Origin of the sequence: Dysgonomonas sp. ZJ709 (assembly GCF_011039195.1) — a bacterium.
GTDB lineage: Bacteria > Bacteroidota > Bacteroidia > Bacteroidales > Dysgonomonadaceae > Dysgonomonas.
On record NZ_JAAKEM010000001.1, the window covers coordinates 489,458 to 513,219 of the forward strand.

A 23,762-nucleotide genomic window follows, 5' to 3' on the forward strand; every position below is an offset into this window, starting at 1 on the left:
CGTATGACAAAAGAGAATAACACTTAGACTGTGTACACTTATTAATGACACACCCTCTTTATTTTATAAATCAAAATTGTCCGAGCTTTATTCCCATAAAAAAGGTGCGTGGTAGTCCCGGGCCATACATGTATCCTGCATCACGGTTCGGTCCTCGGTCAAAGTCTTCTTGGAAACTATTAAATATATTCTGAACACCACCGTATAATTGTAATGTGATTTTGTTGCTTATAGGGAAATCATAGGCTAACTTCAATGATAAATCGAAAAAATCGGGAGTGTGTTTTAACTCGTTTTTAGGTATATATCCTGCGAAGTGGGGTACAAACATCCTGCCTGTATATATTCCAGACATCGATGCTGTCAGTTTTTTTGTCGGAGTGAAATTTGCAGCAAAAAATCCATATTCGTTCGGTGTGCGCAGCATTCGTTTGGTTGGCTCTACACTTGTGTCTTCGCTCCATTGTTCGGGTTCTCTGTAATTGCTTTGCTGGATAGTGAAGCCCGATTGTATTTGAACCCAATTAGTAGGTGTTATTTTTAATTCGAGGTTTACGCCTTTTACTACTGCACCGCTACCATTACGTCGTTCTTTTATCATGTTGCCACCTTCATCAGTGCCAATTTCTTCCAATACAAACACATCGTCCAGGCGTGTATAGAAGCCGTCAGCCAGCAGGTTGAAGGTCCAACTGCCAACATCGAATGTATAATCCGCACTAAGGCTAAAGCTATGCGAGTGCTCAGCTGACAAGTTTTTTGCATTCTCGATAAACGATACTTCGCCATTTACAGCTGTGATATGCAAATCTTCATCAAATGTTTGAGGCGCACGATAGCCTTCGGCATAACTTGCTCTCATATTTAAATTCCAGATAGGTGCATAGCGAACATTGATTCGTGGACTGAAAATAGGGTTGTCAATCAGATTATGCTTATCGAGTCGCGCTCCCAATAGGATTGTAAACATATCGTTTTTCCATTCATTTTGCAGATAGCCACCATATATACGGGTTATCTGTTTCAGGTTGCGCCCATAGCCTAGCATTTCATCATGGAGATTGTCGTAATTGAACTCGAATCCGGCAGTAACCTGAGCAGGCATAAAAAATAGTTTTGCCATCTGGTAAGAGTATTGCGCACCCGATGCCAAAGTCATATTATCTGTTGTTCCGTAAGCATTCGGATTGTAGTTTGCACCATAATAAGTGTCTCGTCCGGTATGTTGCAGCGAAGTATACAAATTTACATTATGTAGATAATTGTCGCTGAAAATATTGTAGTTTATTCCACCCCCATTGATGTTGTGATCAGCCATTTCAGCTATTTGCACCTCATGAGGTGGCAATTGCAGACTATCTCCACCTCGTCGGTATTCATTAATACGATGGTATTCTAATGTCAGTTTACTTAGACTGGTCGGTTTGTAATAACTCCGAAAGCCATATGTTTGTGAATTCAGTTTTCCTAATTCTGAGAATCCGTCACCATCGGCATCCCATTCTCTACGGTCGCGAATCATACCGAACATGTATATCCCTGCTTTCTGATCGTCAGTTATCAAGCTGGTATTCATCGTTAATACGTTGTCAGGAGAATTGCCGTCAATTAGAGAAAACATATTACTCACCGAAAACGAATTGTTGCGAGGTTCTTTAGTTATAATATTAATCGTTCCTCCAATAGCATTTGAACCGAACAGAGCAGAACCTCCTCCACGCACAACTTCGACACGCTCGATCATATTTGCCGGGATTTGCTCGATGCCATAAACTCCGGCTAAAGAACTGAATATTGGTTTGCTGTCTATAAGTATTTGAGAGTACGGACCTTCTAGTCCATTTATTCTTACTTGTTGAAATCCGCAGTTCTGACAGTTATTTTCTACCCGTAATCCTGATTGAAAGTTTAAGCCCTGAGCCAGATTGATGGAATTTGTAGTCTCCATCAGCTTTTGATCGACAACACCGACTATTACCGATGCTTCGCGGCGTTTGCTTTCATTTCGGTTTGCGGTGACTACCACATCATCGAGTTGTGTCTCCGATGCTTCCATGTGAAAATGTAGGTCGACATTATGTCCGGGTGTTAATAGAACCTCTTGTTCTTCTTGCTTGAAACCCATGGTTTGGGCAACGATAACATACTTTCCGGGTTTCATGTTTTTGATTGTGAAATGACCACTTTCATCGCTCACAGTCCCTAAATTTGTATTCTTCACTCCGATAGTAACATAGGGTAAATGCTCTCCGCTATTGTTGTCGACAACATGGCCACTTACGTTTATTGAAAGCTGGCTAAATAAGGAAATGGAGAATAATGATAGTAGTATCAGTAAGGTAAAACGTGACATATATTAGAGATTAAAGTAGCTGTATGAAAAAACTGCGCAAAGATATATAAATTCATAGATTTATATAGTCGCTATATATAATGAAAATAAACACCTCTTATACCCATATATAGGTATAAGAGGTGTTCTGTAGTAATAGAAAAACATCTTGAAAGCCAGGCTTAAAAGACGTTTTTGTAAAGTGATATTAGTAGTATTCGCTAACCTTCCAATAATTCAGTATATAGATGTCGTAAGCATTCTCGTAAATGTAATACTGCATATCGTTTTCTTGATATCAATGTGTTGACTGCAACACCTGACACAGCAGATATTTCTTTAAAAGAGAAGCCTTCCAGTTCTGTGAGTTCGAATATCTCCCGTTGTTCTACAGGTAGGTCATTCAGGGCTAACTCCAACTCTTTCCAAACCAGAGAGCGTAAATACTCATTTTCAGGGGAAGCATCTTTGTCGAATAATAGTGTTTCCGTAATTTCGGTCAAAAATGAATCGCTGTCACTCCCTGAATTAATATATGGCATTGCAACCTCTTTTTGCTTACGGCTACGGTCTACTATCTGATTGCGCGTTACCGAATATAACCATGATGATATTTGTTCGATAGGATTTCCCAACATATCCACTTTCGATAGTTGATAAAATACATTCTGCAATATATCTTCTCCATCCTCTTTCGACAGCACACGCTTGTTTATGTAGCTTTTTAACTGTGAACGGTATTTTTTGAATATATCTGAAACATTTAGGCTTTCAGCATTTGTTGTTGTCATATAAGATTATTAAACAGTTAATTTACTGTTCCGGTGTTTGTTCTCCTCTTCTTTCGTCTTCATATCTCCTTTCATCATCGTACCTTCTATCATCGTCATCAAAAGGATGAAATCTCCTTATATGTTCTTTCATGTATTCTCTACGTTCTTGACGAGACATTCCTTCCATCTTTTCGAATACGTGACTATGTTTTCTACCATGACCACCGAAAAATCTCCTGTGCCCTCCACAACCACCATGTCCAAATTTACCAAATCCTCCGAATAATAAGCGACAAAGAATCAATAATCCTGCAGCTTGCCAATAGTTTATTGTTGTCCAGCCTATTATTTGAGGTATAAGGGCATTCCATAATAACATTGCAACTGCTATACCCAATGCCGCAACTGCGATAAAAATTAAAACTCCAAGGAATTTTTTTGTTTTAGTCATTTTCATAATTATCTATATTTCTAATTTATTACTATACTGATTTTTATTTCTTTATTAGTTTATTAAGAAGGGGATTAGTGCATTGCAACCCCACATTAATATTGTTACTATAATCGCTAAGACAGGTATAAGCATAATGTCGTTTATAGTTTTCTTTTCTTTTTTCTTTTCCATAATCTATTAATTTATAAGTCTGATTGCTCCACTCTCGCATATTTCGATGCAACTAAGGCAACCTATACATTTATTTTGTTTTGATATCCTTGCGCATTCTTTATTACCCAAGAATACCATATTGAGTATCTGAGACGGGCAGACAGCCGCACATAATTCGCATCCTGTACATTTTCTGCTCGATATTTTTAATAATGTTTTTTCATCGTTTCTCATTTAATTTTACTAATCTTATTTATACTCTCAAGATATCTTCTACTATCTAAGACGAACGACTCGAAATAATATTTTAAGGAAAATGAATTATTTTGATTATTGAAGGAAAATAATTCAACCCGAAAAGATAAAGCCCTTAGCTGTAGTAGCTAAGGGCTTTAGTATGTTGAGGAGAATAACAATTTATTTTTCCGTTACAAAAGAAAAAGCCAGAGCAGGCTGATCTGCAGGCAGGCCTTTCGGAACATTTACCTCTATGCCGTTAGCTGTTTTTTTCCAACTCACCGTTTTTCCTGTTTGAAGGAATATAACTTTACTACCTTTTATCGGTTCGTTTCCTTTCCAAACAATAGTTTTAGGTAAGGGTTTACCCTCTTCTAGATTTGTAATAGCATATATTTTTTTGCCATCTTTACTTTGAGTAAACCATGTAGAACCATCATTATATACCGGTGTAATACGTGTATTGTATATTGCCTCACCATTTTTCAATGTCCACTCTCCAATTTTTTCTAAGCGTTGCTCAACAGCTTGTGGTAGCGTTCCGTCGGGTCTAGGTCCGATGCCAAGTAATAAGCTTCCGCCTTTTGCTACAATCTCGACTAAAGTGTGTACAACAGTAGCCGGAGATTTATACTGATCGGTAGGCACATATCCCCAATCCCATCCAAGAGTGATGCAGCTTTCCCAAGGATTTTCGAGTTGAGTTTCAGGAATACCACGCTCAGGGGTTTGATAGTTTTCATATTCGCCCGGCACTGTGCGATCTACTACCAACAGTCCCGGCTGATGGCGGCGAGCCATAGCAGCAATCTTCGGCATATCTATATCTTGTGCTCCTTTGTAGGCTTTGCCTGCACGTTGTCCGTCGTTTTCGCGGGCAGGTCGTACCCAGCCACCATCTAACCATAAAATGTCGATAGAACCATAATCACCATTCATAAGTTCCTCAATTTGGTTGTATGTGAATTCTTTGAATTTACCCCAACGCCATGAATTTTTTTCTGTGTCGTAGTTGTTGTTGCGGGTAGGTGTGGCATATCTGTCCCACCAATAATATTGCGAATGCCAATCGGGTTTCGAATAATAAGCGCCGATCATATATCCTTGGTCGCGGAAAGCGTTGAAAACCTCTTTCGCTACATTTTTGCGTGGATCGTTACGGAAAGCACCATTGGCAATAGAGAAATCAGATTGTTTCGTATCGAACAGGTTGAAACCATCGTGATGTTTTGTTGTAAATACAGCATAATTCATTCCTGCTTTTTTACCATATGCAGCCCATGCCGAGGGATTGAGTTTGTCTGGTTTGAACTCATTTATCGTATTCCAATACTGGCGCTTGTAATCGTCGTACGTAATTGTCGAATCGCGTGGAATCCAATCTTCTTCTTCCGCACAGATAGACCACGATTCAACTATACCCAATTGAGAGTACAGACCAAAGTGTATAAGCATACCAAACTTTTGATCTTGCCATTTATCAAGTTTTTCGAGAACTTGTTTGTCTTTTGGCCACGTGTATGTCGAGGAGCGACCATGCGCATACGTTTGAGCCGAAGCCGTTGATATTGCCAATGCTGACAAAAGGAATAATGATAGAATTTTGTTTTTCACTGGTAATTTGTTTTTATTGTAGATATTAAACAGTATTCAATTATTAGCAAAAATAATGATATATACTGACGTGAACAAGGGATAGGGACGTATATATTCTATTTAATTAAAACTATTTATTAATAAATATATCTCTGGGAACTAATTATTTTAGGGGAAGAATAGTGCCTTTTGTAAGCAGATTTAGCATAACAAAACTTATCTTTGTAACTATTGCTTTCCTAATAGAGTAAAATACAATGGACAAAGAACAGACTGCGGTCAGGGCGACTTATTTTAGTATTATAGGTAATAGTGGCCTTGCTTTAGTTAAGTGGCTGGCCGGATACTTCGGGAACTCTTACGCACTTATTGCAGATGCAATAGAATCTACAGCCGATATATTTTCCTCCGTCTTAGTTTTATTTGGCATAAAGTATGCGAACAAACCTGCCGATAAAGAGCATCCTTATGGGCATGGTCGTATCGAAGCAATTGTAACCTTCGCTGTTGTCGGGTTTCTTGTGGCATCAGCTACGGTCATATTTATCGAAAGTATTTCTAATATCCGCACCCCTCATGCTTTGCCTAAACCATTTACACTTTTTATTTTAGGTCCGATCATTATCTGGAAAGAAGTATCGTATCATATCGTGATGCGAAGAGCCCGTTCGACAAATAGCACCTCTCTCAAGGCAGATGCCTGGCATCACCGTAGCGATGCTATTACTTCCGTTGCAGCTTTCATCGGTATATCATTTGCCTTAATAATGGGTGATGGATACGAGTCTGCCGACGATTGGGCAGCTTTACTTGCCTCGTTTGTTATTTTATACAATAGCTATAAGATATTGAAACCTGCTTGGGGTGAGATGATGGATAAGAATATGTATGACGATATGGTAGACGATATTTGTAATTTTTCAAAAACAGTAGACGGTGTACTTGATACGGAGAAATGCTTTATCCGAAAAACAGGTATGACATACTATGTCGATTTGCATATTATTGTCGATAAAAACCTTACTGTAAAGCAAGGACATGATATTGCACACCAATTGAAACGTGAATTGATTGAAGAAAAGCCTGAAATAGCGGATGTATTGATTCATATAGAACCATCATTTTAAATTCAATTTAATATTCTGTAAATCAATGAAAGTAAGTAGAACGAGTATTGTTGCTGATGATCTGATCTTTAAGTATCTACCATCTTCCTATAAAGAATCATTTTATTGCGAAGTGCCTCATTGTGATAATCTGACAGCAGACGATTTACAGGTTGATTTTTGGACTGATTTACCTAAATGGATTGGTTTGTTGTTTCGCTTGCGCAATTGGCTGGTAAAACCTTTCGGACTAAAGCATTCTGAATCGGAGGTTGATGTTAAAGCCAAGCTTATTGAATGTATTCGCTCGGACGAAAGCTTCGATATGATGAGTATCCCTTGTAAATCGGAGGACGAGACTATTTTTTGCCTAACTGATACGCATTTGACGATGTATTTCTCTATTCGTAGAATTGAAAATGAGGATAATTTTAGCACTATTAAATATTCGACAGTCGTACAGTTTCATAATAAATTGGGATTCTTGTATTTCTATACAATCCTACCTTTTCACTATATAATTATCTTATACAAGATTAAACGACAAATGAAAAAACTTTTCTAATTTAGTGGAATTAAGACACTAAGTTAATTATAGGCACATAAGCTAATAGAAACTAACTATACATTAATAGGTAAACTTTTTGTGTATGTTAACTGTTTATATTAGAGTTTCAAATAATTTTCACACTAATTTAAAGTACATATATTTATGAAAGCGTATTATCTATTAGCATTAACGTTAATATTTGCTGCCTCGTGTAGCAACAATGCAAAAAATAAAGTGGACGGTGCTGACGCACAAGCAGTAGCTTCTGCTGAAGGGCAAGCCCTTAAAGTCGATTTATCTCAATCTTCAATTCATTGGACAGGTTTTAAAGTAGGTGGCAGCCACCACGGTACTTTAGGTATTAAATCTGCTGAATTGGCAATTAATGGAACAAATATAGCTTCGGGTAGTTTTGTTTTAGATATGAATAATATTATTGATGAAGATCTTTCGGATGCTAAACAAAAAGAAATGTTGGTAGGTCACTTGAAGAGTGCCGATTTCTTCGATGTAGAGAAACATCCGGAAGGAAAATTCGAGATAACTACAGTAGAGCCTGTAACCAGTAACGATTCTGTAACACATCGTATAAGTGGCAATCTTACATTGAAAGGTATTGAGAAAAACATCTCATTCAATGCGTTGATAACAAAAGATGGTGATGTATATAAAGCGGTATCTCAACCATTCTCTATCAATCGTACCCAATGGGGTGTTAATTATGGTTCGAAAAGTATTTTTGCCGATTTGAAAGATAAAGCAATCAGCGATGATATGGAAATACAACTAACTATTGTAGCTAAAGCAGCTCAATAATAAGTAACTGAATAAATATGAAGGCGCAAATCCCAACTGGGGTTTGTGCCTTTTTTATTCCAGCATAAATTCTTTTTGTAGACTCTTTTTTCGTTGACGCATAACACTCCACATCTGTAATATAACAGATAGTATAATGAGTCCTAATCCGATATAGAATGCAGGATCGAGGTCTTTTGCTTCTCCGAAAATAATCATGGCTAAGATAATGCTGTATATCGGCTCGAGATTGTAACTAAGATTGAGTGTGAAAGCAGATATGTGTTTGAGTGCTTGTATTTGCAGCATATATAAGCCAATAGTACATACAAGGCTGAAAAGTAATAAGTATATTATGTTTAATTTGCTCGGCACGAAAGAACCTACCGGAAAGAAATGCAGGTAAATTGGTAGTAACAGGCTTAAGCAGGCAAATCCGCCTACTATTTCGTAGAATAATGTTGTACCCCAATTGTATGTTATGCTCACTTTCTTATTCGTTATAACAAATAATGCTGCTAATGCGGACGATACAGTGCCCAGAATGATTCCTGTACGATAGCGTGTATCGAAATGGAAGATGAGAAAAATACCAAAAAGGGCTACAATGCTAAAAAGTAGTTCTTTAAATGAGATCCGATGGCGATTGATAATCGGTTCGAATATTGCGGTAAAGAATCCCGCAATGGAGAAACAGACTACACCAATCGATACATTCGAAGCTTTGATACTGGCATAAAAGAATACCCAATGCAAACCAAGCAATAATCCTACGCCTCCGATACGAAGCATATCTTTAAGCGGGACGCGTTGCAGTTTCTTACTTATCCACAGCATAAAGAAAAGTAGAATAGCTGTTATTAGCATTCGATACCAAACCAATAATCCTTCGTTGAGGGTTATCAATTTTCCGAATATACCGGTAAATCCAGCAATGAGGATCGATAAATGCAGTTTGATGAATGCTTGCTTCATTTCTATATTCTAAATCGGATGTAAAGATAGTATATAGGATGAAATTTTGGATGTTAGCTAAAGATTCTTTTATCCTTATATACTAGTCCTTCCATAACATTTCAGTTTATCGGGCGACAGTCTGAAATATTCCGTATATTCGATTGTTTTACCATTTGAGGCAAATGTTTTCTTATAGGTACATTTAACAAGTAATGCTAGTACTTCATCTGGTTGCATACTCTCATAAGGATTTACCCATGATGATTTTTCCTTTTCGTAGTTATTTATTTCATTCGTTTTTTGTGCTATTTTACGGTTGTAATATGCTATTCGTGTCGGATCATTATGTTCCTTTATCAGCCCATCATTATATCGTTGCAATAGTATTTCCAATAGCTTTATTTTTTCATCAGCAAGATTTTTTTGTCTTTCAATTTCGTGTGCATAGAAAGTAAGACTATCCGCTACAGTAATTTTTTTTATTTCTTCTATTTTCTCAATCTTGATATCAATATCATTTACCGTCCCGTCAGTAGATTGAATATAGCTAATTGTCGGAGATTCATCTTTTTGAGAGCAAGATACTAGTAAGATACTAATTGTTGCAATTAATATTAAAGGATAATGTTTTTTCATGTGCATATTTCAGAAATGTATAAAAACCACTTATACCGAGTAATTGTTAGGCATAAGTGGTTTATAAATGATTTATTTAGTTCATAAATGATTTAGGACGATTATCGGGTGACGAAGCAAAATTCTTATTGGGCTCTTTTCCCATATAATATTTCAGTGTTCCACCTTTTGCGATATCCTGATGTAGGATATAACCTTTATCATACTTTTGTCCGTTGAGTTCTACTGATTGTATGTATATATTCTCTTTACTATTATTGATCGCCTCTATTGCAAATGTTTTTCCTTCGGGCAATGATATGGTTGCCTTGTCGAATAAAGGGCTGCCAAATACATATACACCATTCGAAGGGTTGACAGGATAGAATCCGAAAGAAGACATAACATACCATGACGACATCTGTCCGCAATCTTCATTACCTATTATTCCATCATGTTTGTCGGTGTAGAAATGATCCATAATATAGCGCACTTTCTCTGCAGTTCTCCACTGTTGTCCGGCAAAGCTATAAAGATATGCAACATGATGGCTAGGCTCATTACCATGCGCATATTGTCCGATCAGTCCCGAGATATCGGGCGAAGCATCAGCTCCTAAGTCTCCTTCGGTAATGAATAGACTATCGAGCTTTGCAACAAATTGATCATCGCCCCCGAATAATCCAATTAATCCTTCAGGGTCGTGCGGTGCGAAAAACGTGTATTGCCATCCGTTACCCTCGCAGAAATCGCCTACACCATGTACCGATTTGATTGGACTGTAAGGTGTACGCCATGTGCCGTCAGCCATTTTAGGTCGGATAAATCCTATTGCAGGGTCGAAATAAGTTTTGTAATACATCGAACGTTTCAGAAAATGTTCGTAATCCTCTGTTTTACCCATTTTCTTAGCCATAGCAGCAATGCCCCAATCGTCTACGGCATATTCCATGGCGATAGATGTTGCTTCGTGTTCTTTGTCGCAAGGAATGTAACCACGTTCAAGAAGGTAAGGGATTGCTTTCTGATTCGGGTTTGTAGCAGACGATTTCATAGCAGAAAAAGCACGTTCTGCATCAAATCCCGTGAATCCTTTCAGGTATGCATCTGCTATTACAGGTACGGCACTATAACCGGGCATTTGATTTGTTTCGCCTCCGGCAAGTGGCCAGATGGGTAATTTGCCTTGTTGGTCGTATATGCTTAGCATTGAGTTTACGAAATCATCTACACGCTCTGGCTGTAGAATCGTGTATAATTGATGAGCAGTACGATATGTATCCCATAACGATAGGGTAGAATAGTTCTTGAATTTACCATTCGTGTTATATACTTTCTTATCGATACCTCGAAATTCGCCATTTACATCTTCGTATAAATTGGGAGCGATAAAAGCATGGTACATTGCCGTATAGAAAACTTTCTTGGCAGATTCATCATTTGTTTCTACTGATACTTTTGCCAACTCTTTATTCCATTTAGCTTCAGCATCAGATATTATTTTGTTGAAGTCCCAATCGGCTATTTCTGCATTTAAATTTTCTAATGCATTTGCACAACTGACAGATGAAATACCGACTTTTAGCATTATTTCGTCCAATGGTTTGTCGAAGGATAGGACTCCTTTTACACCTTTTGTCCTCAATTCATTACCATCTTTCGGGGCATCGTCGTCAAAGACAGCTATTTTACTGATCGGCTGGTTACTTTTCATTGTGAAGTAAACTTCTTGATGAGGTGTCCATCCCGTAGAAATCCGGTATCCTTCAACTGTATATTCGTCTACCAGCTTGATGTATGTGTCGATTGCTTTGTCATCATTACCTTCTTTCAGGTTAATCATAATGCGTGAAGCATCTTCTGTTTTAGGAAAAGTATATTTGTGGAAACCGACGCGTTCGCTGGCTGTTAATTCAGCTTTGACACCATTGTCCATTAGTAAAGAATAAAAACCCGGTCTAACGGATTCATTTTCGTGTTTATAATACGAAGAATATGCTCCTTCTATATTGTTTTGTTCGCCTCTTTTTGTGCGTATTTCACCCGTATATGGCATTACTTGTATATCGCCCAGATCAGCACAACCTGTGCCACTAAGGTGTGTGTGCGAGAAACCTATAACTATACTATCCGAATAATGATAACCTGAGCACCAGTCCCAACCTTTAAAAATATTGTTTGGGCCAACCTGTACAGCTCCAAATGGAACGTTTGCACCTACAAATACATGTCCATGCTCCCCCGAACCTATATAGGGATCTACGTATTGAACTAAATTTGCATTACTAATGGGAGCGGGTTGCTGTTTTTTATCACCGCACGATATAAGACATGCCGATGTAATAAATGCAGCGAAAATAAGCTGTTTTTTCATGGTTTAGAAATTGGTTTTATTATTATATTAAAGTCTCGAAGTTAGTAAATTTATCGCATTTAATTAAGTATGTACATACAAAATAATAGTATAACGAAAAATACCTCACAGCATTTTAGATATGTGAGGTATTACTATCATTTTGTATTTATGGAATAATAACTTTATTGCCCTTGTCCTCCGCTTCCTTGTCCACCACCTTGATCACTACCTCCTGACATAACATCATCGTTTGTAATACCGCGTTTTGTTTTCTTAATTTGAGCTTTCATTTCTCCAAAACGGAATGAAATTCTAATGCCGAATTGTCTGCGGTATATTGTATTTTGTGATTCGAAATGGAATTCTCTTGTATCGATAATGTTCTCGAACTTGAAAGAATCGTTAAACGGATTTTGTGCATATAAATTAAATGTCAGCTTGTCAGACATAAAACTTTTCATAAGGCTTAAACTATGAAAATTAAATGCGGAATATTTCCCTTGTAGATTCACTCTTGCGCCAAAGTAACCGGCATTGACTCCTGCTTTCAATGTCCAAGGTAGAGTATACTGAGCTCCGCCGTAAACGCCGGCATCGAATCCGCTATTGGCTAAGCCTGATCCATTATTGGCTTTGATGTCGGTATATCCACCCCATATATTGCTATTGATTCGTAGTTTCATGCTAGGTGTCCAATTTGTATAGACAGACATTCTAAGGTTTTTATTTTCACCTATATTTTCATAAGTAGACTCGCTGATTCCATTATTTATTCTGTTAACAGTCTCAATAGAATTGTTTTCAAAATTATAAGAAGCATTCAGGTTGATATTCAACTTGGGATTGAAAAACATATAGTTCGAACTAATAGAATGGCTTTTCACTACATCCAGATCAGGATTACCGTATTGTATGAAATTCGGATTAGATGTGTTTCGGTAAGGATTTAGTTGTCGGATGCCCGGACGCGAAATGCGCATGTTGTAGCCAAAACGAATATTCTGCGTTGGTTTCAACTGGTACGTTACGGTTGCCGAAGGTACAAGATCATTATGTTCAGTTTTGAAATTCATTTCTGTTTTTATTGGAAATTCCACATCCAACTTGGTTGCTTCGAAACGTAGCCCTGTTTTAAATCCCCATTTCTTTATTTTTGCACTGTAACTACTATAGGCGGCGAGTATGTCGTTACGATGTCTGAATTCATCATTATAAGAATCTATTTGTATCCAATTGCCGGCATCATCCATATTAGATTGCCCACTATTACTGTTATTCAGGCGGATAATGTATTTAACCCCGGCTTCGAGAGTATGTATTTTCCCAAAGGGTGCAGTAAAGTCTGTTTGAAAAGTATGTTCCCTCATGTAGGCGTCCGAAAACTGTCTGTTAGTTACTGCATATCCCGGAGGTGTTCCGCTAATAATATCGACTATATTATTCGATTTGCTATCTACCGGCGAGGTGCTAAAGCGGTAAGAAAAAGTCAATAACTGATCTTTTTTATGAAAGGTTCGTTGGTAATCAGCATTAAGGTCGGTACTTCCATACGTGTTTCTTGATTCACCATCGCGTTCGTATTTATAAATGGAATTGTAGTTGACATCCTGTAGTTCAGTAATCAGATCGCTAAGAGAAGTGTTCTTTCCTCCATATCTACTGAAACCGACATTGATAAGGTTGAGTGTGTCCATTTCGAAGCTAAATTCACCTGATCCATATTGTCCGTTACCTTTGTTTTTACCACTTCCGTTTTCGAGAGTGTACTTTTCCGCATCATCATAGTAGAAGTTTTTGAATGATGTCTGAGCACCTCTGGGGTTATTGTAAGTGTATATATTGTAATTGCCCGTAAACCCGATCTTACCATATTTCAACGACAGATATGCACCGGTATTAAACCCGTCCTGACTGTTTGCTCCGGCATTGAGTGTTGCTGTATATCCACCCAAAGAAGATTGCTTATGAGTGATTATATTAATAATTCCGGCTACCCCTTCCGCATCATATTTAGCTCCGGGTTCGGTTATCACTTCAATATCTTTGATTGTATTTGCAGGCATGCTTCTCAATACATCTTTCGGGTTGCTGGTAATCATATTCGATGGTTTACCATTCATGTATATAATGAAACTTGACGATCCCTTTACCTGTATATTATCTTCGCCGTCAACAGTAACCATCGGTACTTTCTTTAGCATTTCCAGTACATTGTTCGTCTTCGATTCGGGGTCGCCTTCGAGGTTATATGTTATCTTATCAAAATCGACTTTTACCAATGGGCGCTGTGCTGAAACGACTATTTCGGATAAAACATGAGAATCGTCAGCCATCTGTATTTTACCCAGATCTAACAGTTTCTGATCATCAATCGTAATCGGTTTTGTTATTTCTGTTTTTCCTATGAACTGAATAACCATAAGATATTCTCCTTTCTTAGTCATAGAGAATTTGAAATTTCCATTCTCGTCGGAGGGCAGAGCCGTTACAACGTTTGTTGGATTGCCTTTCTCTACAATTTTTAATGTTGCATAGGGTATTGTCTCATTTGTTAGGGAGTCTACCAGTTGACCTTTGATGGTGACATTCGCATCAGGTTTTACCTGACCAGAGATAGTAGTTGCTGCAAATGCCAACAACAGAAGTAATAAGAAGCGTATTCTCATAGGTTTAAGGATGTAGTGTTTTTTATAGATATTTTTAACAAAGCGCTAATGTTATCATTTTATTGTAAATAATGAGTCTTGTTTTCTTATTTTTAACAATTAATAATCACGTTGTTTTTTAATGATATCACCGATCAAAGTAATTGTTAATAACAAAAGGGTATCTAATAATCCTATTAGTACCCTTTTAAAAAATCACTATTTTTAACTAAACTGAACTTGTGTAATCAATGCTTATTCATCTGCAAACAGGTATCTCGCTGATTGTGTATACTGCGCCATGTAACTCTATATACCGATCTTTGAGGGTATCGATACTCACTGTGACACTATTATCATCGCTTTCATTTCTAACAAATCCAATGGAAACATGTACTGTATCGTCTTCATTTCGCGATGCGCGAAATCTATTTATTTTCAAATCTGGATCTTTCCACGAAATAATTATTTCACTGCTGCTTTTACGGCAAAGGTTTATTTTATCGGGATTTCTGTCCGTAAAGGAACCCGTTTGCCTCATATAAAACCAACCGATGGCTAACAGAGTAATAAGCACGACAGTAATTGATATCCCTATAATCCCTTTCATAATTAATCTTTTTTGCTGCCTTTTCTTTCTACAAAATAGGCAATGACTAATCCCAGTCCGCCAAATACAGCAGCACAAGCCGGATAAAAGGCATGTATTGCATTATCTGTAACCCGTATGCCTTCGGTAGACATATCTACTATAACTGCAACAACAACTCCGAAACCTATTCCTAAAAGTAACATACCAATTTTAATAGCCCACGAACCAGAGCCTTTTTCAAGTATAGGCAAATTCAATTGATTACTTAGGGCTTTCATATCAAGACCTTCCGTTAATTTGTCTATTATTGCCATGCGTTCGCCACGACGAACAAACAATTCAAAAAGACGATAGATAGCAAATGCTATAATACCGACAACTAAAATAGGAGCTAAATCATTCATAAATTTATAATATTAAAAGTTAAACATTCTCGTTGTTTCGTTTGCTCATTTTGACGCACTACTTTTGAGAAGGTTACAATAATATCAAAAATATTTTTCTATAATCTTTTTATTCTACATTTGTAACCTTTACCACCATAGTGCGTCATACGGTTATGGCAGATTTCGATGATATATATATTGTTCGCCAAGTAAAGGACGGTAATACTAATGCATTCGTGCATATAGTACGCCGTTATCAGAGAATGGTATTTACTATTGTCGGCAAAATTGTTATTAATAAGTCTGATGCGGAAGATATTACTCAGGAGGTTTTTATAAAGGTTTTTCAATCATTGGATAAATTCCGCGAAGAATCTGAGTTTGGTACATGGCTCTATCGTATCGCTTATAACACAACAATATCGCAGTTACGCAAGCGTAAACATGATTTTGTAGCTTTCGAAGATCATTCTGAAAATATAAAAGATGAAGATATTACCGAATCGATAGACGAAATAAGCCATGAGGAGCGTATGCAGTGTCTTGATACAGTGTTAGGTCGGTTATCGCCCGAAGATGCCTTGATGATTACAATGTTTTATCTGAATAATCATAGCATACAGGATATTAGCCAGATAACAGGTCACAGTATTGCAAACGTGAAAGTAAAGTTGCACAGAACAAGAAAAATTATGAACTTTGAAATAAATAAACTCATACAACAATGAAGAAGCATGAAAGTGATAGACTAAGGAGTTTATTTCATGAAATAAATCCTACCGACCCCTCAATCGACTTTGAGGGTCGCCTTATGCAGCAGATACAAATGGTTGCAGAGAAACAAAAAAGTGAGCGATCGGTTCGTGCCAAAATCGTAATGTTCCTAAGTGTTGTTGCAGGAGTTGTAGGGATATTCGGTATTCCGGCACTTATTTTTTATATCTTAGGGTGGTCACCCAATAGCGATCTGCAAATGTTGAAAAGCGACTTGAACTTTGGATTCTCATCTTTGAATTTTAGCTCGTCCATTATATCAGTATCTTGTATTGCTCTTGCTTTACTGATCGGTGATACTCTTATCCGCAAACATTTGTGGAATAAAGAACATAAACATCAATGAAAATACTTACATATCACTACTAAAAAAAGCCCCTGAATAAATATTTATTCAGGGGCTTTTTTTAGTATTTCTTATTGTGCTATTTTCAAAGTCCAAGCCGCGCGGCAAGGAATCTCTGTAAATTTGATAGGACTCACATCTATTATCATTTGTCCGTTCTGATAAGTCCATGGTAAATTACCTTCGCGACCAAGCAGTGTAACAATAGAGTTATCTGCGGGTTTATCTATATTCAATACACATTTATCGTCTTGCCACTCCAGTAGGATAGCATAAATATTATTTTCTTTTTGAGTATAGGCAATATAGTTTTTCAATGAACCGTATGTCGCATTCAACCCATGAGGTGAATTTGGCGTGTTATCAGTATAAAGAGCGGTATGTGGAATAACTTCTTCTTGTTGAGATTTAGAAGACCAGTTAACTACAATAGAAGCATTTTGAACATCTTCGAAATATTCTACTTTAATAGGATATTTTACGCCTTTTTTCAGTTTGATACTGTTCTTATGGGTTTGTGTAGTTTGAGCACCTTGAACAAATCCATCTGATGTCTGATCTTGTTTCTTCCATTGATCTATAATCAGCTTATTGTCTATCCAAACACGCACACCATCGTCTGCCTTAGCTGTAAAAGTATACTCCTCGCTATAATTAGGGGCAATATATCCAGTCCATTCTCCTGTGAAATTATCAACACGGATTCGCGGATCGGGAGAATTACGTACCCAATTGAAGTTGATAGTAGAGTCAATTCGATTAATGGTTATAGGCTTTTCTTCGATATGTTTCTTATAAGCATGTGTACCATAAATAGCTTCGCCGTTAACATTGAGCCATTCGCCAAGTTGTACTAGTCTTTCCTGTTGCAATAATGGTATTTGTCCGTCACCCGCAGGGCCTACGTTTATCGTTAAGCCACCACCATTGGCTACCAACGAAGCAAAATGATGAATAAGGTCTTCTTCTGTTAGGTAATTCTCTAAAGGTTCATTTCTATTTAGTCCAAAAGAACGTCCAAGTCCTCTAACCTCTGCCCAAGGGCGGTCTGTCATTGTAATACCTGCACTGTATTCGGGAGTTTTGAAGCCATAATCGGCACCAGATCCCCATCTGTCGTTGACGATAGCGTCTTTGCCTACTAAGTTGTAGTACCATGCGATAAGCTCACGGGCATGCCATTGCTCTGCACTATTCCACCACTCTCCATCGGTAAATATTACGGAAGGTTTATATTTACCTATTACTTCTTTGAATTGAGGTATCATATGTTGATCAACATAACGAGCTATAGAATCGTTAGGGTCTATTTCCCAGTAATGCAATGGATTAGACCATTCAGGTAGTGAGTAATATAATCCCATCTTTAGTCCCTCATTTTCTACGGCAGTAGTCAGTTCTCCTACTATATCGCGTTTAGGGCCTGTTTCTACCGAATTCCATCCCGGAGAATATTTACTACCCCATAAGGCATATCCGTCGTGATGCTTCGATGTCAGTATTACATATTTTGCTCCTGAGCGTTTAAAGAGCTCTGCCCATTCTTGTGGATTGAAGATTTCGGCTTTGAATAGGCTTCTAAAATCTTCATATTTAAAATCAGGACCATATACACTCTTTGCAAAGTTTACAGCTTGAGATCCTCCGTCACGCCAGCCTTTGTAGGCCCACTCGGAATAGCCTTCCTTTTTAGTCCACGAAGGAACTGAATATAGCCCCCAATGGATGAAGATTCCAAGTTTTGCATCGCCAAACCATTGAGGATATCCACGTTCTTTTATAGACTCCCATGTCGGTTCTACTTTCTGATTTTGACCCTGTACCATAAATGATGATAGGAGTAGTACAGAAATAATTGTAAATAGGTTCTTCTTCATGATAAGATTTAATTATTAAAATATTTTCAAAGATAGAAAAATGTTACTAAAGTATAAAATAAGACTTGGTTGATTGTTACTATTTTTGTACTTAAATGCATTATCTTTAGACTCAAATAACAAAAAGATATGAATCTGAATATACAGAATGAGACAGCACGATTGAAAACTGTTGTATTAGGTCAACCGTATTCTATCGGAAAAGATCCGGCCGTAAACGAGACTTATGATGCTAAATCGTATGAATCGGTTAAAAATAATACTTATCCTCGTGAAGAGGATATTGTTGCTGAAATGAGTGCTTTTGAGCAGGTTTTACTGAAATATGAGGTAAAAGTATTTCGTCCGCTTATTTTACCTAATTGTAATCAGGTATATGCCCGGGATGTTGCTTTTGTGATAGACGATAAAATAATAACATCGAATATAATACCCGAGCGAGCGGATGAGCAGGAGGCTTATGCTCCTATTTATAGTAAGATTGCTTTTAATAAGATATATAATTTGCCGGAGAAAGCGCACGTAGAGGGTGGTGATGTTGTTTTATATAATGATGTTGTATTTGTAGGTACATATACAGCGGATGATTATCCAAACTTCAAAACAGCACGGACAAATGCCTATGCAATAGATTTTATGAAAGAATTATTTCCTAATAAAACATTTGTACCTCTTGAATTGGAAAAAAATGATACAGATCCTCGTAAAGGAATTCTACATCTCGACTGTACCTTTATGCCGGTAGGAAATGGCAAAGCAATAATCTACAAAGATGGATTTCGTAACCCGAATGATTATAATTATTTAATTGAGTTCTTTGGCAAAGGGAATGTCTTTGAAGTAACACAGGAAGAAATGTATTATATGAATACCAACATATTTTCTATATCGCCATCTGTAGTAGTAAGTGAAGAGCGATTTAGCAGACTGAATCAGTTTATGATTAATGAATGGGGGATAACAGTAGAAAGCATTCCTTATTATGAAATATCGAAGATGGGAGGGTTATTACGTTGTTCTACTTTACCCTTAATAAGAGAATGAGTATTTAAATGCTATAGCATAAAAAAGGCCAAGACGAATATAGTCTTAGCCTTTCTTTTTTTATGTATATGCTTAAGCGTTGGCTTTAGCCTTTGCTTCAAATTCTGTTAATTCGTCAGCTAGTTTACCGGCCACATCGCCTGCTACCTGATTGATTTTTTTCTTGCCTTTTCGTACTTCTTGTCTGGCAATAACGCCTGCACGTAAAGCCTTGCTTTTACCAATAACCAAACCGTGATCTAGTTCTATTTTAGCCTTATCTGCTGCTTTGTGTGCTTTCTCGTACAGTTCTTCTCTTTTTTCTTCGTCTACTAACTTCAATGCTGCGTATACACCTAGTGCGCCAACAGCCAATCCCACTAAAAATCCCTTCATAACTTCTCTATTTTGTAAGTTAAACATTTTCTACTTGTTGTTTCAAATATACTTCAATTATCAATTTAACAATCTCATAGAAGCAAAAGTTTATAAATAATTAGTAATTTATCTTATCTAATTTATTCCGAAGATAATAGTGATTAATTGAGATTGTATTTATCAGTCAAGAGATGTGGTAGCGATAAAAAAAATGAGGAAGTCCACAAAATCCCTTCGTAGACTCCCAACCTTAACACAAACTTTACAAAACTACACAATAGAGTTAATTGTAATCCAAATCTCACGACAGGATTCAATTTTATTACTCAGCACACTCTTTTTATTTATTTAAAAAGACTATGCAAATATACGTGGTTTTAACTTTATGTGAATTACAGATATCAGCCAGAATATATACTATTTCGACCTTTCTTTCTTTTCTGTATGGATGAGGAATGTTTCTATCTTGCCACTGTCACGTATTTCTCCGGGAGTTGCTCTAAAGTGGGTTTTGCAAAAGTTATTAAAATGTGATGGGGATGAGAATTCATATTCGTTGCTTATCTCTTTGAAAGACTTGGCACTACCGTTTATTTCATGTAGAATGTTTCTGGCTCGTTGTTCAAGCATCCAGTTATAGACCGAAATGCCAAAAACTCTTTTGAATCGTTTTTGAAATCCCGATAGGCTATAGTGCGACAAGTCTGCTAGTTCTTGTGCTGTTTTTGCTTTATGATGATTTTGATGAATGAAATCGGAAAAACTGATATCATTCGTTAAGTGTAGATAGAAAAAATCCAAAAGATCTTTCTTAGTATAGTAACCTCGCAGTATGTAAAAGAATTCCTTAATTTTCGCATTAAGCAAAAAGACACATTTTAAACCGTCTCTCATGTAGAATTCAAGGCCCTGAGTGTAGTTCCATGCAACTTCGTTCATGGTTAGGAATGTTAAATCATGTTTGAAGTCGGCATCTTTATCTTTTTCTAATAGGAGATTTTCTGTGGCAAAACAGTCGCAAAGCTTTGTAAGCGAAGTAAGTTTTAAAATCAGCAGGGTTGTACTCTCCTTAGCTTTAGATGTAAATTGATAGCCCGAAGGTAAATGCAGAAATTCGCCTTTAGAGATTATTCTATCAGAAAAATCTCCAAAAGAAAGGCAAAGTTGCCCTTTTGTGATAAGGATGATTTTGCTGTCTTCTGAAAAGAAGTTCCATCCTTGTCCTTTATTTATTGTAAAGCCTTGAATTATTGGCTTTTCTGGTTTATCGTAGTTGTAACAACTTGTATGCTCGTGTGCATATAATACTCCTGCCATTGTGTCGAATTAATTCTCTATTAATCTGAAAGTCTTGAATTCAGCCGTAAATTTAAAAATAAATTCTCTTACTCTAAATTGTGTATGTGTAAATATAGAATTTTTTTTTGGAATATTAAAATATTGTTATATATTTGCAGTGTTCTAGTTATGTAATACACTAAATCGTTAGGATATGATACAAATAAATAATCTTAGTTTTTATTATAAGAAGACGCGTCCTATTTTCGATAATGTCTCATTGCAATTGAAGGGTGGGATATATGGCTTATTGGGTGAGAATGGAGTAGGTAAGACTACTTTGTTGCACATTATTAGTGGTTTGCGATTTCCCAAAGAGGGGAGTTGTGAGGTGTTCGGACATAAATCGGTCTATCGAAATCCGGATATGCTATCAAAAATGTTTTTCTTGCCGGAGGAATTTCAAGCCCCTGCAATTAGTATTAATGAGTTCGTAAAATATAATTCGGCTTTCTATCCTAATTTCAGTCAGGAGCAATTCGATACATGCCTGAGTGAGTTTCAGGTAGAGAATGATCGGAAGATGTCGGAACTGTCGTTCGGACAGAAGAAAAAGACATTGATATCTTATGCAATGGCTATTAATACACCAATCACATTGCTTGATGAACCGACAAACGGATTGGATATTCCTTCTAAAAGCCAATTTAGAAAGGTTGTAGCTTCGGCTTACGATGAAGAAAGATGCATTGTTATTTCAACCCATCAGGTTCGCGACTTGGAAAGTTTAATCGATCCTATTATTATTCTTGATCGTAATCAGGTATTATTGAATAATTCGGTAGAAGAAATTACTCAGAAACTTCTTTTCACTCACAGTGCTGTAAAACCAATCGATGCTCTTTATTGCGAACAATCTATACAGGGTTATTTATCAGTTCAGGTTAATGCTGATAGAGAAGAGAGCACTCTCAACATAGAAGCATTGTTTAATGCGGTAGTGAATAATAAAGATAGAATAAAAGGATTGTTTAATGTTTAATTTTGAAACTATGGATGCCATATTTAATATAAAAAGATTTATAAACCTGGAGAAACGGAATATTGTTGCTGACAGAATGCAATATCTTTATCTGATAGCTGCTTCGGTAGCAATTTATATTATATCTACTGTGCTTTTTGTTGCAACGGACTCTGCCAGTTTGGGCGATTTGATACCTATTCTCTATATGTTTGTAATAATATTTGCCCCCTGTTTGTTAGGGAAAAATATTAGTAAGAATAATTCTATTTTTGATTTTATGCTTCCTGCATCTACTTTCGAAAAATTCTTAAGTTTATTTTTGAAGTATGCTTTCTTGATTCCTTTCTTATGTATTTCTATCTTGTTCATATTGTCGGGCATATCTTCCATTCTTCCCATTGAAGCATTGAATGCTCATGCAAAAGATTTAGACCTCGGATCTGAAATATCATGGTACAGGATACATAAAGTGTTAGTAGTACAATCGATATTTTTCTTAGGCTATTTTTATTTCCGACGTTATGCATTTGCCAAAGTCTGTCTGGCTCTGATTCTTTTTTCTTTAGTTCTGGCAATTGTATTTGGTAGTGTAGTAGCCCTATATGGCCCAGAACATGGTATGCTAAAATATAAATTTAGTCTTGGAGTATCGGACAAATGGGACATTATGTCGGGTGTGGTGCTTCCTATCGGTATGTGGGTTATATCTTTTTTCAAACTGAGAGAAACCGAAATTTAACAAAAAAAGAAAATTATGGATTTCAAAGCAAGTAAACCTATATATATGCAGATAGTAGAATTCTGTTTTCAGAAAATACTAACTAGTGAGTGGGTAGAGGATGAGCGCATCCCTTCGGTACGCGAATTGGGTGGGATGTTGCAGGTAAATCCTAATACAGCTATGCGTGCTTTCGAGTATATGCAAAGCGAAGAGGTTATTTATCCGAAACGTGGTATGGGATATTTTGTCTCTGTGGATGCCCGGAAGCAAATATCAAAACTTCAAAAGAAAGAGTTTTTTGACGAGACTCTTCCTGAAACTTTTCAGGCAATGAACCTGTTGGGTATTACGATTGAAGAAGTGGTAGATCGTTATGAAAAATCTAAAAAATAGAGTGTTATGAAAAAATATGCAAATAAAATATTAATAGTTATGATCGCAGTTATTGTAGTCTTTTTCGCTGTGATGGTCTATCAGGCAATTAATTCCATCGCATCCGGTACATAATTCGGATAAATAAAGGAGATATATGTATCTCCATTCGTACAAACACTATTAAAACAAACCCTGTCTCTAATGAAAGAGACAGGGTTTGTTTATTATTTGACGTGAATTCGATATAAGCAATGTATATGAATTATGATTAGTATCTGTTTTTCAGCTATTCTGAATTCTATGATTAATTCCTATTAATATTGTTAAAAGTTATCGCATTTTTCCTTTTTCAACTACCCGTTTTTTAGGGGGGCAGATTGAAAAAGGGAAAATAGCTTACTTAAGCTGTTTTCTTGTAA

The 23,762-nt window shown here is 36.7% G+C and carries 23 protein-coding genes; 9 read left to right on the top strand and 14 right to left on the bottom strand.

What is annotated here, in order from left to right:
- Nucleotides 1–70 precede the first annotated feature (70 nt).
- The 5 genes from G7Y56_RS02190 to G7Y56_RS02210 all read right to left on the bottom strand — a co-directional run bounded on the left by G7Y56_RS02190 (nucleotide 71) and on the right by G7Y56_RS02210 (nucleotide 5,563).
- Nucleotides 71–2,353 carry a TonB-dependent receptor gene (locus tag G7Y56_RS02190; RefSeq protein ID WP_165040666.1) on the bottom strand — a complete coding sequence of 761 codons (2,283 nt, stop codon included), beginning with the start codon at nucleotides 2,351–2,353 and terminating at the stop codon, nucleotides 71–73.
- Nucleotides 2,354–2,553: 200 nt separating this feature from the next.
- A complete protein-coding gene (locus tag G7Y56_RS02195; protein WP_165040668.1) occupies nucleotides 2,554–3,123 on the bottom strand; it encodes an RNA polymerase sigma factor in 570 nt (189 codons plus the stop codon).
- A 22-nt stretch (nucleotides 3,124–3,145) separates the two neighbouring features.
- The gene (locus tag G7Y56_RS02200; RefSeq protein ID WP_255498613.1) at nucleotides 3,146–3,562 is read right to left on the bottom strand and encodes a hypothetical protein; all 417 of its coding nucleotides are present in this window, start codon (nucleotides 3,560–3,562) and stop codon (nucleotides 3,146–3,148) included.
- A 174-nt stretch (nucleotides 3,563–3,736) separates the two neighbouring features.
- On the bottom strand, nucleotides 3,737–3,946 hold the full coding sequence (locus G7Y56_RS18825) for a 4Fe-4S dicluster domain-containing protein (protein WP_165040670.1): 210 nt from the start codon (nucleotides 3,944–3,946) through the stop codon (nucleotides 3,737–3,739).
- Nucleotides 3,947–4,129: 183 nt separating this feature from the next.
- Nucleotides 4,130–5,563, bottom strand: coding sequence for an alpha-L-fucosidase (locus G7Y56_RS02210; RefSeq protein WP_165040672.1), 1,434 nt, complete (start codon nucleotides 5,561–5,563; stop codon nucleotides 4,130–4,132).
- A gap of 239 nt (nucleotides 5,564–5,802) precedes the next feature.
- Here G7Y56_RS02210 and G7Y56_RS02215 point away from each other — a divergent pair, with 239 nt between their 5' ends.
- The 3 genes from G7Y56_RS02215 (at nucleotide 5,803) to G7Y56_RS02225 (ending at nucleotide 8,017) form a co-directional block, all read left to right on the top strand.
- Nucleotides 5,803–6,672 (top strand): cation diffusion facilitator family transporter, encoded by an 870-nt coding sequence (locus G7Y56_RS02215; protein ID WP_165020686.1) that lies wholly within the window; start codon nucleotides 5,803–5,805, stop codon nucleotides 6,670–6,672.
- Between the two features lie 25 nt (nucleotides 6,673–6,697).
- Entirely contained in the window at nucleotides 6,698–7,216 is a 519-nt protein-coding gene (locus G7Y56_RS02220) for a DUF2867 domain-containing protein (RefSeq protein WP_165040674.1), read from the top strand.
- A gap of 147 nt (nucleotides 7,217–7,363) precedes the next feature.
- Nucleotides 7,364–8,017, top strand: coding sequence for a YceI family protein (locus G7Y56_RS02225; protein ID WP_165040677.1), 654 nt, complete (start codon nucleotides 7,364–7,366; stop codon nucleotides 8,015–8,017).
- 54 nt (nucleotides 8,018–8,071) lie between these two features.
- Here G7Y56_RS02225 and G7Y56_RS02230 read toward each other — a convergent pair whose 3' ends face one another.
- The 6 genes from G7Y56_RS02230 to G7Y56_RS02255 all read right to left on the bottom strand — a co-directional run bounded on the left by G7Y56_RS02230 (nucleotide 8,072) and on the right by G7Y56_RS02255 (nucleotide 15,565).
- Nucleotides 8,072–8,971 carry a DMT family transporter gene (locus tag G7Y56_RS02230; protein ID WP_165020689.1) on the bottom strand — a complete coding sequence of 300 codons (900 nt, stop codon included), beginning with the start codon at nucleotides 8,969–8,971 and terminating at the stop codon, nucleotides 8,072–8,074.
- A gap of 75 nt (nucleotides 8,972–9,046) precedes the next feature.
- A complete protein-coding gene (locus G7Y56_RS02235; RefSeq protein ID WP_165040679.1) occupies nucleotides 9,047–9,589 on the bottom strand; it encodes a hypothetical protein in 543 nt (180 codons plus the stop codon).
- A 76-nt stretch (nucleotides 9,590–9,665) separates the two neighbouring features.
- Complete coding sequence (locus G7Y56_RS02240; RefSeq protein WP_165040681.1) at nucleotides 9,666–11,942, bottom strand: GH92 family glycosyl hydrolase; 2,277 nt, start codon at nucleotides 11,940–11,942, stop codon at nucleotides 9,666–9,668.
- A 164-nt stretch (nucleotides 11,943–12,106) separates the two neighbouring features.
- Nucleotides 12,107–14,590, bottom strand: coding sequence for a TonB-dependent receptor domain-containing protein (locus tag G7Y56_RS02245; RefSeq protein ID WP_165040683.1), 2,484 nt, complete (start codon nucleotides 14,588–14,590; stop codon nucleotides 12,107–12,109).
- 238 nt (nucleotides 14,591–14,828) lie between these two features.
- Nucleotides 14,829–15,179: a hypothetical protein gene (locus G7Y56_RS02250; protein ID WP_165020693.1), complete on the bottom strand. Its 351-nt coding sequence runs from the start codon at nucleotides 15,177–15,179 to the stop codon at nucleotides 14,829–14,831.
- Nucleotides 15,180–15,181: 2 nt separating this feature from the next.
- Nucleotides 15,182–15,565: a DUF6249 domain-containing protein gene (locus G7Y56_RS02255; RefSeq protein WP_165020694.1), complete on the bottom strand. Its 384-nt coding sequence runs from the start codon at nucleotides 15,563–15,565 to the stop codon at nucleotides 15,182–15,184.
- Between the two features lie 155 nt (nucleotides 15,566–15,720).
- Between G7Y56_RS02255 and G7Y56_RS02260 the strand changes: the two genes are divergently transcribed.
- Nucleotides 15,721–16,275, top strand: coding sequence for an RNA polymerase sigma factor (locus G7Y56_RS02260; RefSeq protein ID WP_165040685.1), 555 nt, complete (start codon nucleotides 15,721–15,723; stop codon nucleotides 16,273–16,275).
- Nucleotides 16,272–16,667: a hypothetical protein gene (locus G7Y56_RS02265; RefSeq protein ID WP_165040687.1), complete on the top strand. Its 396-nt coding sequence runs from the start codon at nucleotides 16,272–16,274 to the stop codon at nucleotides 16,665–16,667. The genes G7Y56_RS02260 and G7Y56_RS02265 overlap by 4 nt, the downstream gene beginning before the upstream one ends.
- Before the next feature lie 71 nt (nucleotides 16,668–16,738).
- Here G7Y56_RS02265 and G7Y56_RS02270 read toward each other — a convergent pair whose 3' ends face one another.
- Nucleotides 16,739–18,544, bottom strand: a complete 1,806-nt coding sequence (locus G7Y56_RS02270) for an alpha-L-fucosidase (protein ID WP_165040689.1) — start codon at nucleotides 18,542–18,544, stop codon at nucleotides 16,739–16,741.
- 129 nt (nucleotides 18,545–18,673) lie between these two features.
- Between G7Y56_RS02270 and G7Y56_RS02275 the strand changes: the two genes are divergently transcribed.
- Complete coding sequence (locus tag G7Y56_RS02275) at nucleotides 18,674–19,588, top strand: dimethylarginine dimethylaminohydrolase family protein (RefSeq protein WP_165040691.1); 915 nt, start codon at nucleotides 18,674–18,676, stop codon at nucleotides 19,586–19,588.
- Nucleotides 19,589–19,660: 72 nt separating this feature from the next.
- On the opposite strand, the gene G7Y56_RS02280 is transcribed toward G7Y56_RS02275, so the two are convergent.
- Both G7Y56_RS02280 and G7Y56_RS02285 read right to left on the bottom strand, forming a co-directional pair.
- The gene (locus G7Y56_RS02280) at nucleotides 19,661–19,963 is read right to left on the bottom strand and encodes a hypothetical protein (protein ID WP_165020699.1); all 303 of its coding nucleotides are present in this window, start codon (nucleotides 19,961–19,963) and stop codon (nucleotides 19,661–19,663) included.
- Nucleotides 19,964–20,362: 399 nt separating this feature from the next.
- Nucleotides 20,363–21,262 carry a helix-turn-helix transcriptional regulator gene (locus tag G7Y56_RS02285; RefSeq protein WP_165020700.1) on the bottom strand — a complete coding sequence of 300 codons (900 nt, stop codon included), beginning with the start codon at nucleotides 21,260–21,262 and terminating at the stop codon, nucleotides 20,363–20,365.
- A gap of 175 nt (nucleotides 21,263–21,437) precedes the next feature.
- Here G7Y56_RS02285 and G7Y56_RS02290 point away from each other — a divergent pair, with 175 nt between their 5' ends.
- From G7Y56_RS02290 to G7Y56_RS02300, 3 genes are read left to right on the top strand one after another with little or no spacing between them, the layout of a single operon-like run.
- Nucleotides 21,438–22,265, top strand: coding sequence for an ATP-binding cassette domain-containing protein (locus tag G7Y56_RS02290; RefSeq protein WP_165040693.1), 828 nt, complete (start codon nucleotides 21,438–21,440; stop codon nucleotides 22,263–22,265).
- Nucleotides 22,258–22,986, top strand: coding sequence for a hypothetical protein (locus G7Y56_RS02295; RefSeq protein ID WP_165040695.1), 729 nt, complete (start codon nucleotides 22,258–22,260; stop codon nucleotides 22,984–22,986). The genes G7Y56_RS02290 and G7Y56_RS02295 overlap by 8 nt, the downstream gene beginning before the upstream one ends.
- A gap of 15 nt (nucleotides 22,987–23,001) precedes the next feature.
- Entirely contained in the window at nucleotides 23,002–23,361 is a 360-nt protein-coding gene (locus G7Y56_RS02300) for a GntR family transcriptional regulator (protein WP_165040697.1), read from the top strand.
- The last annotated feature ends 401 nt before the right edge of the window (nucleotides 23,362–23,762 follow it).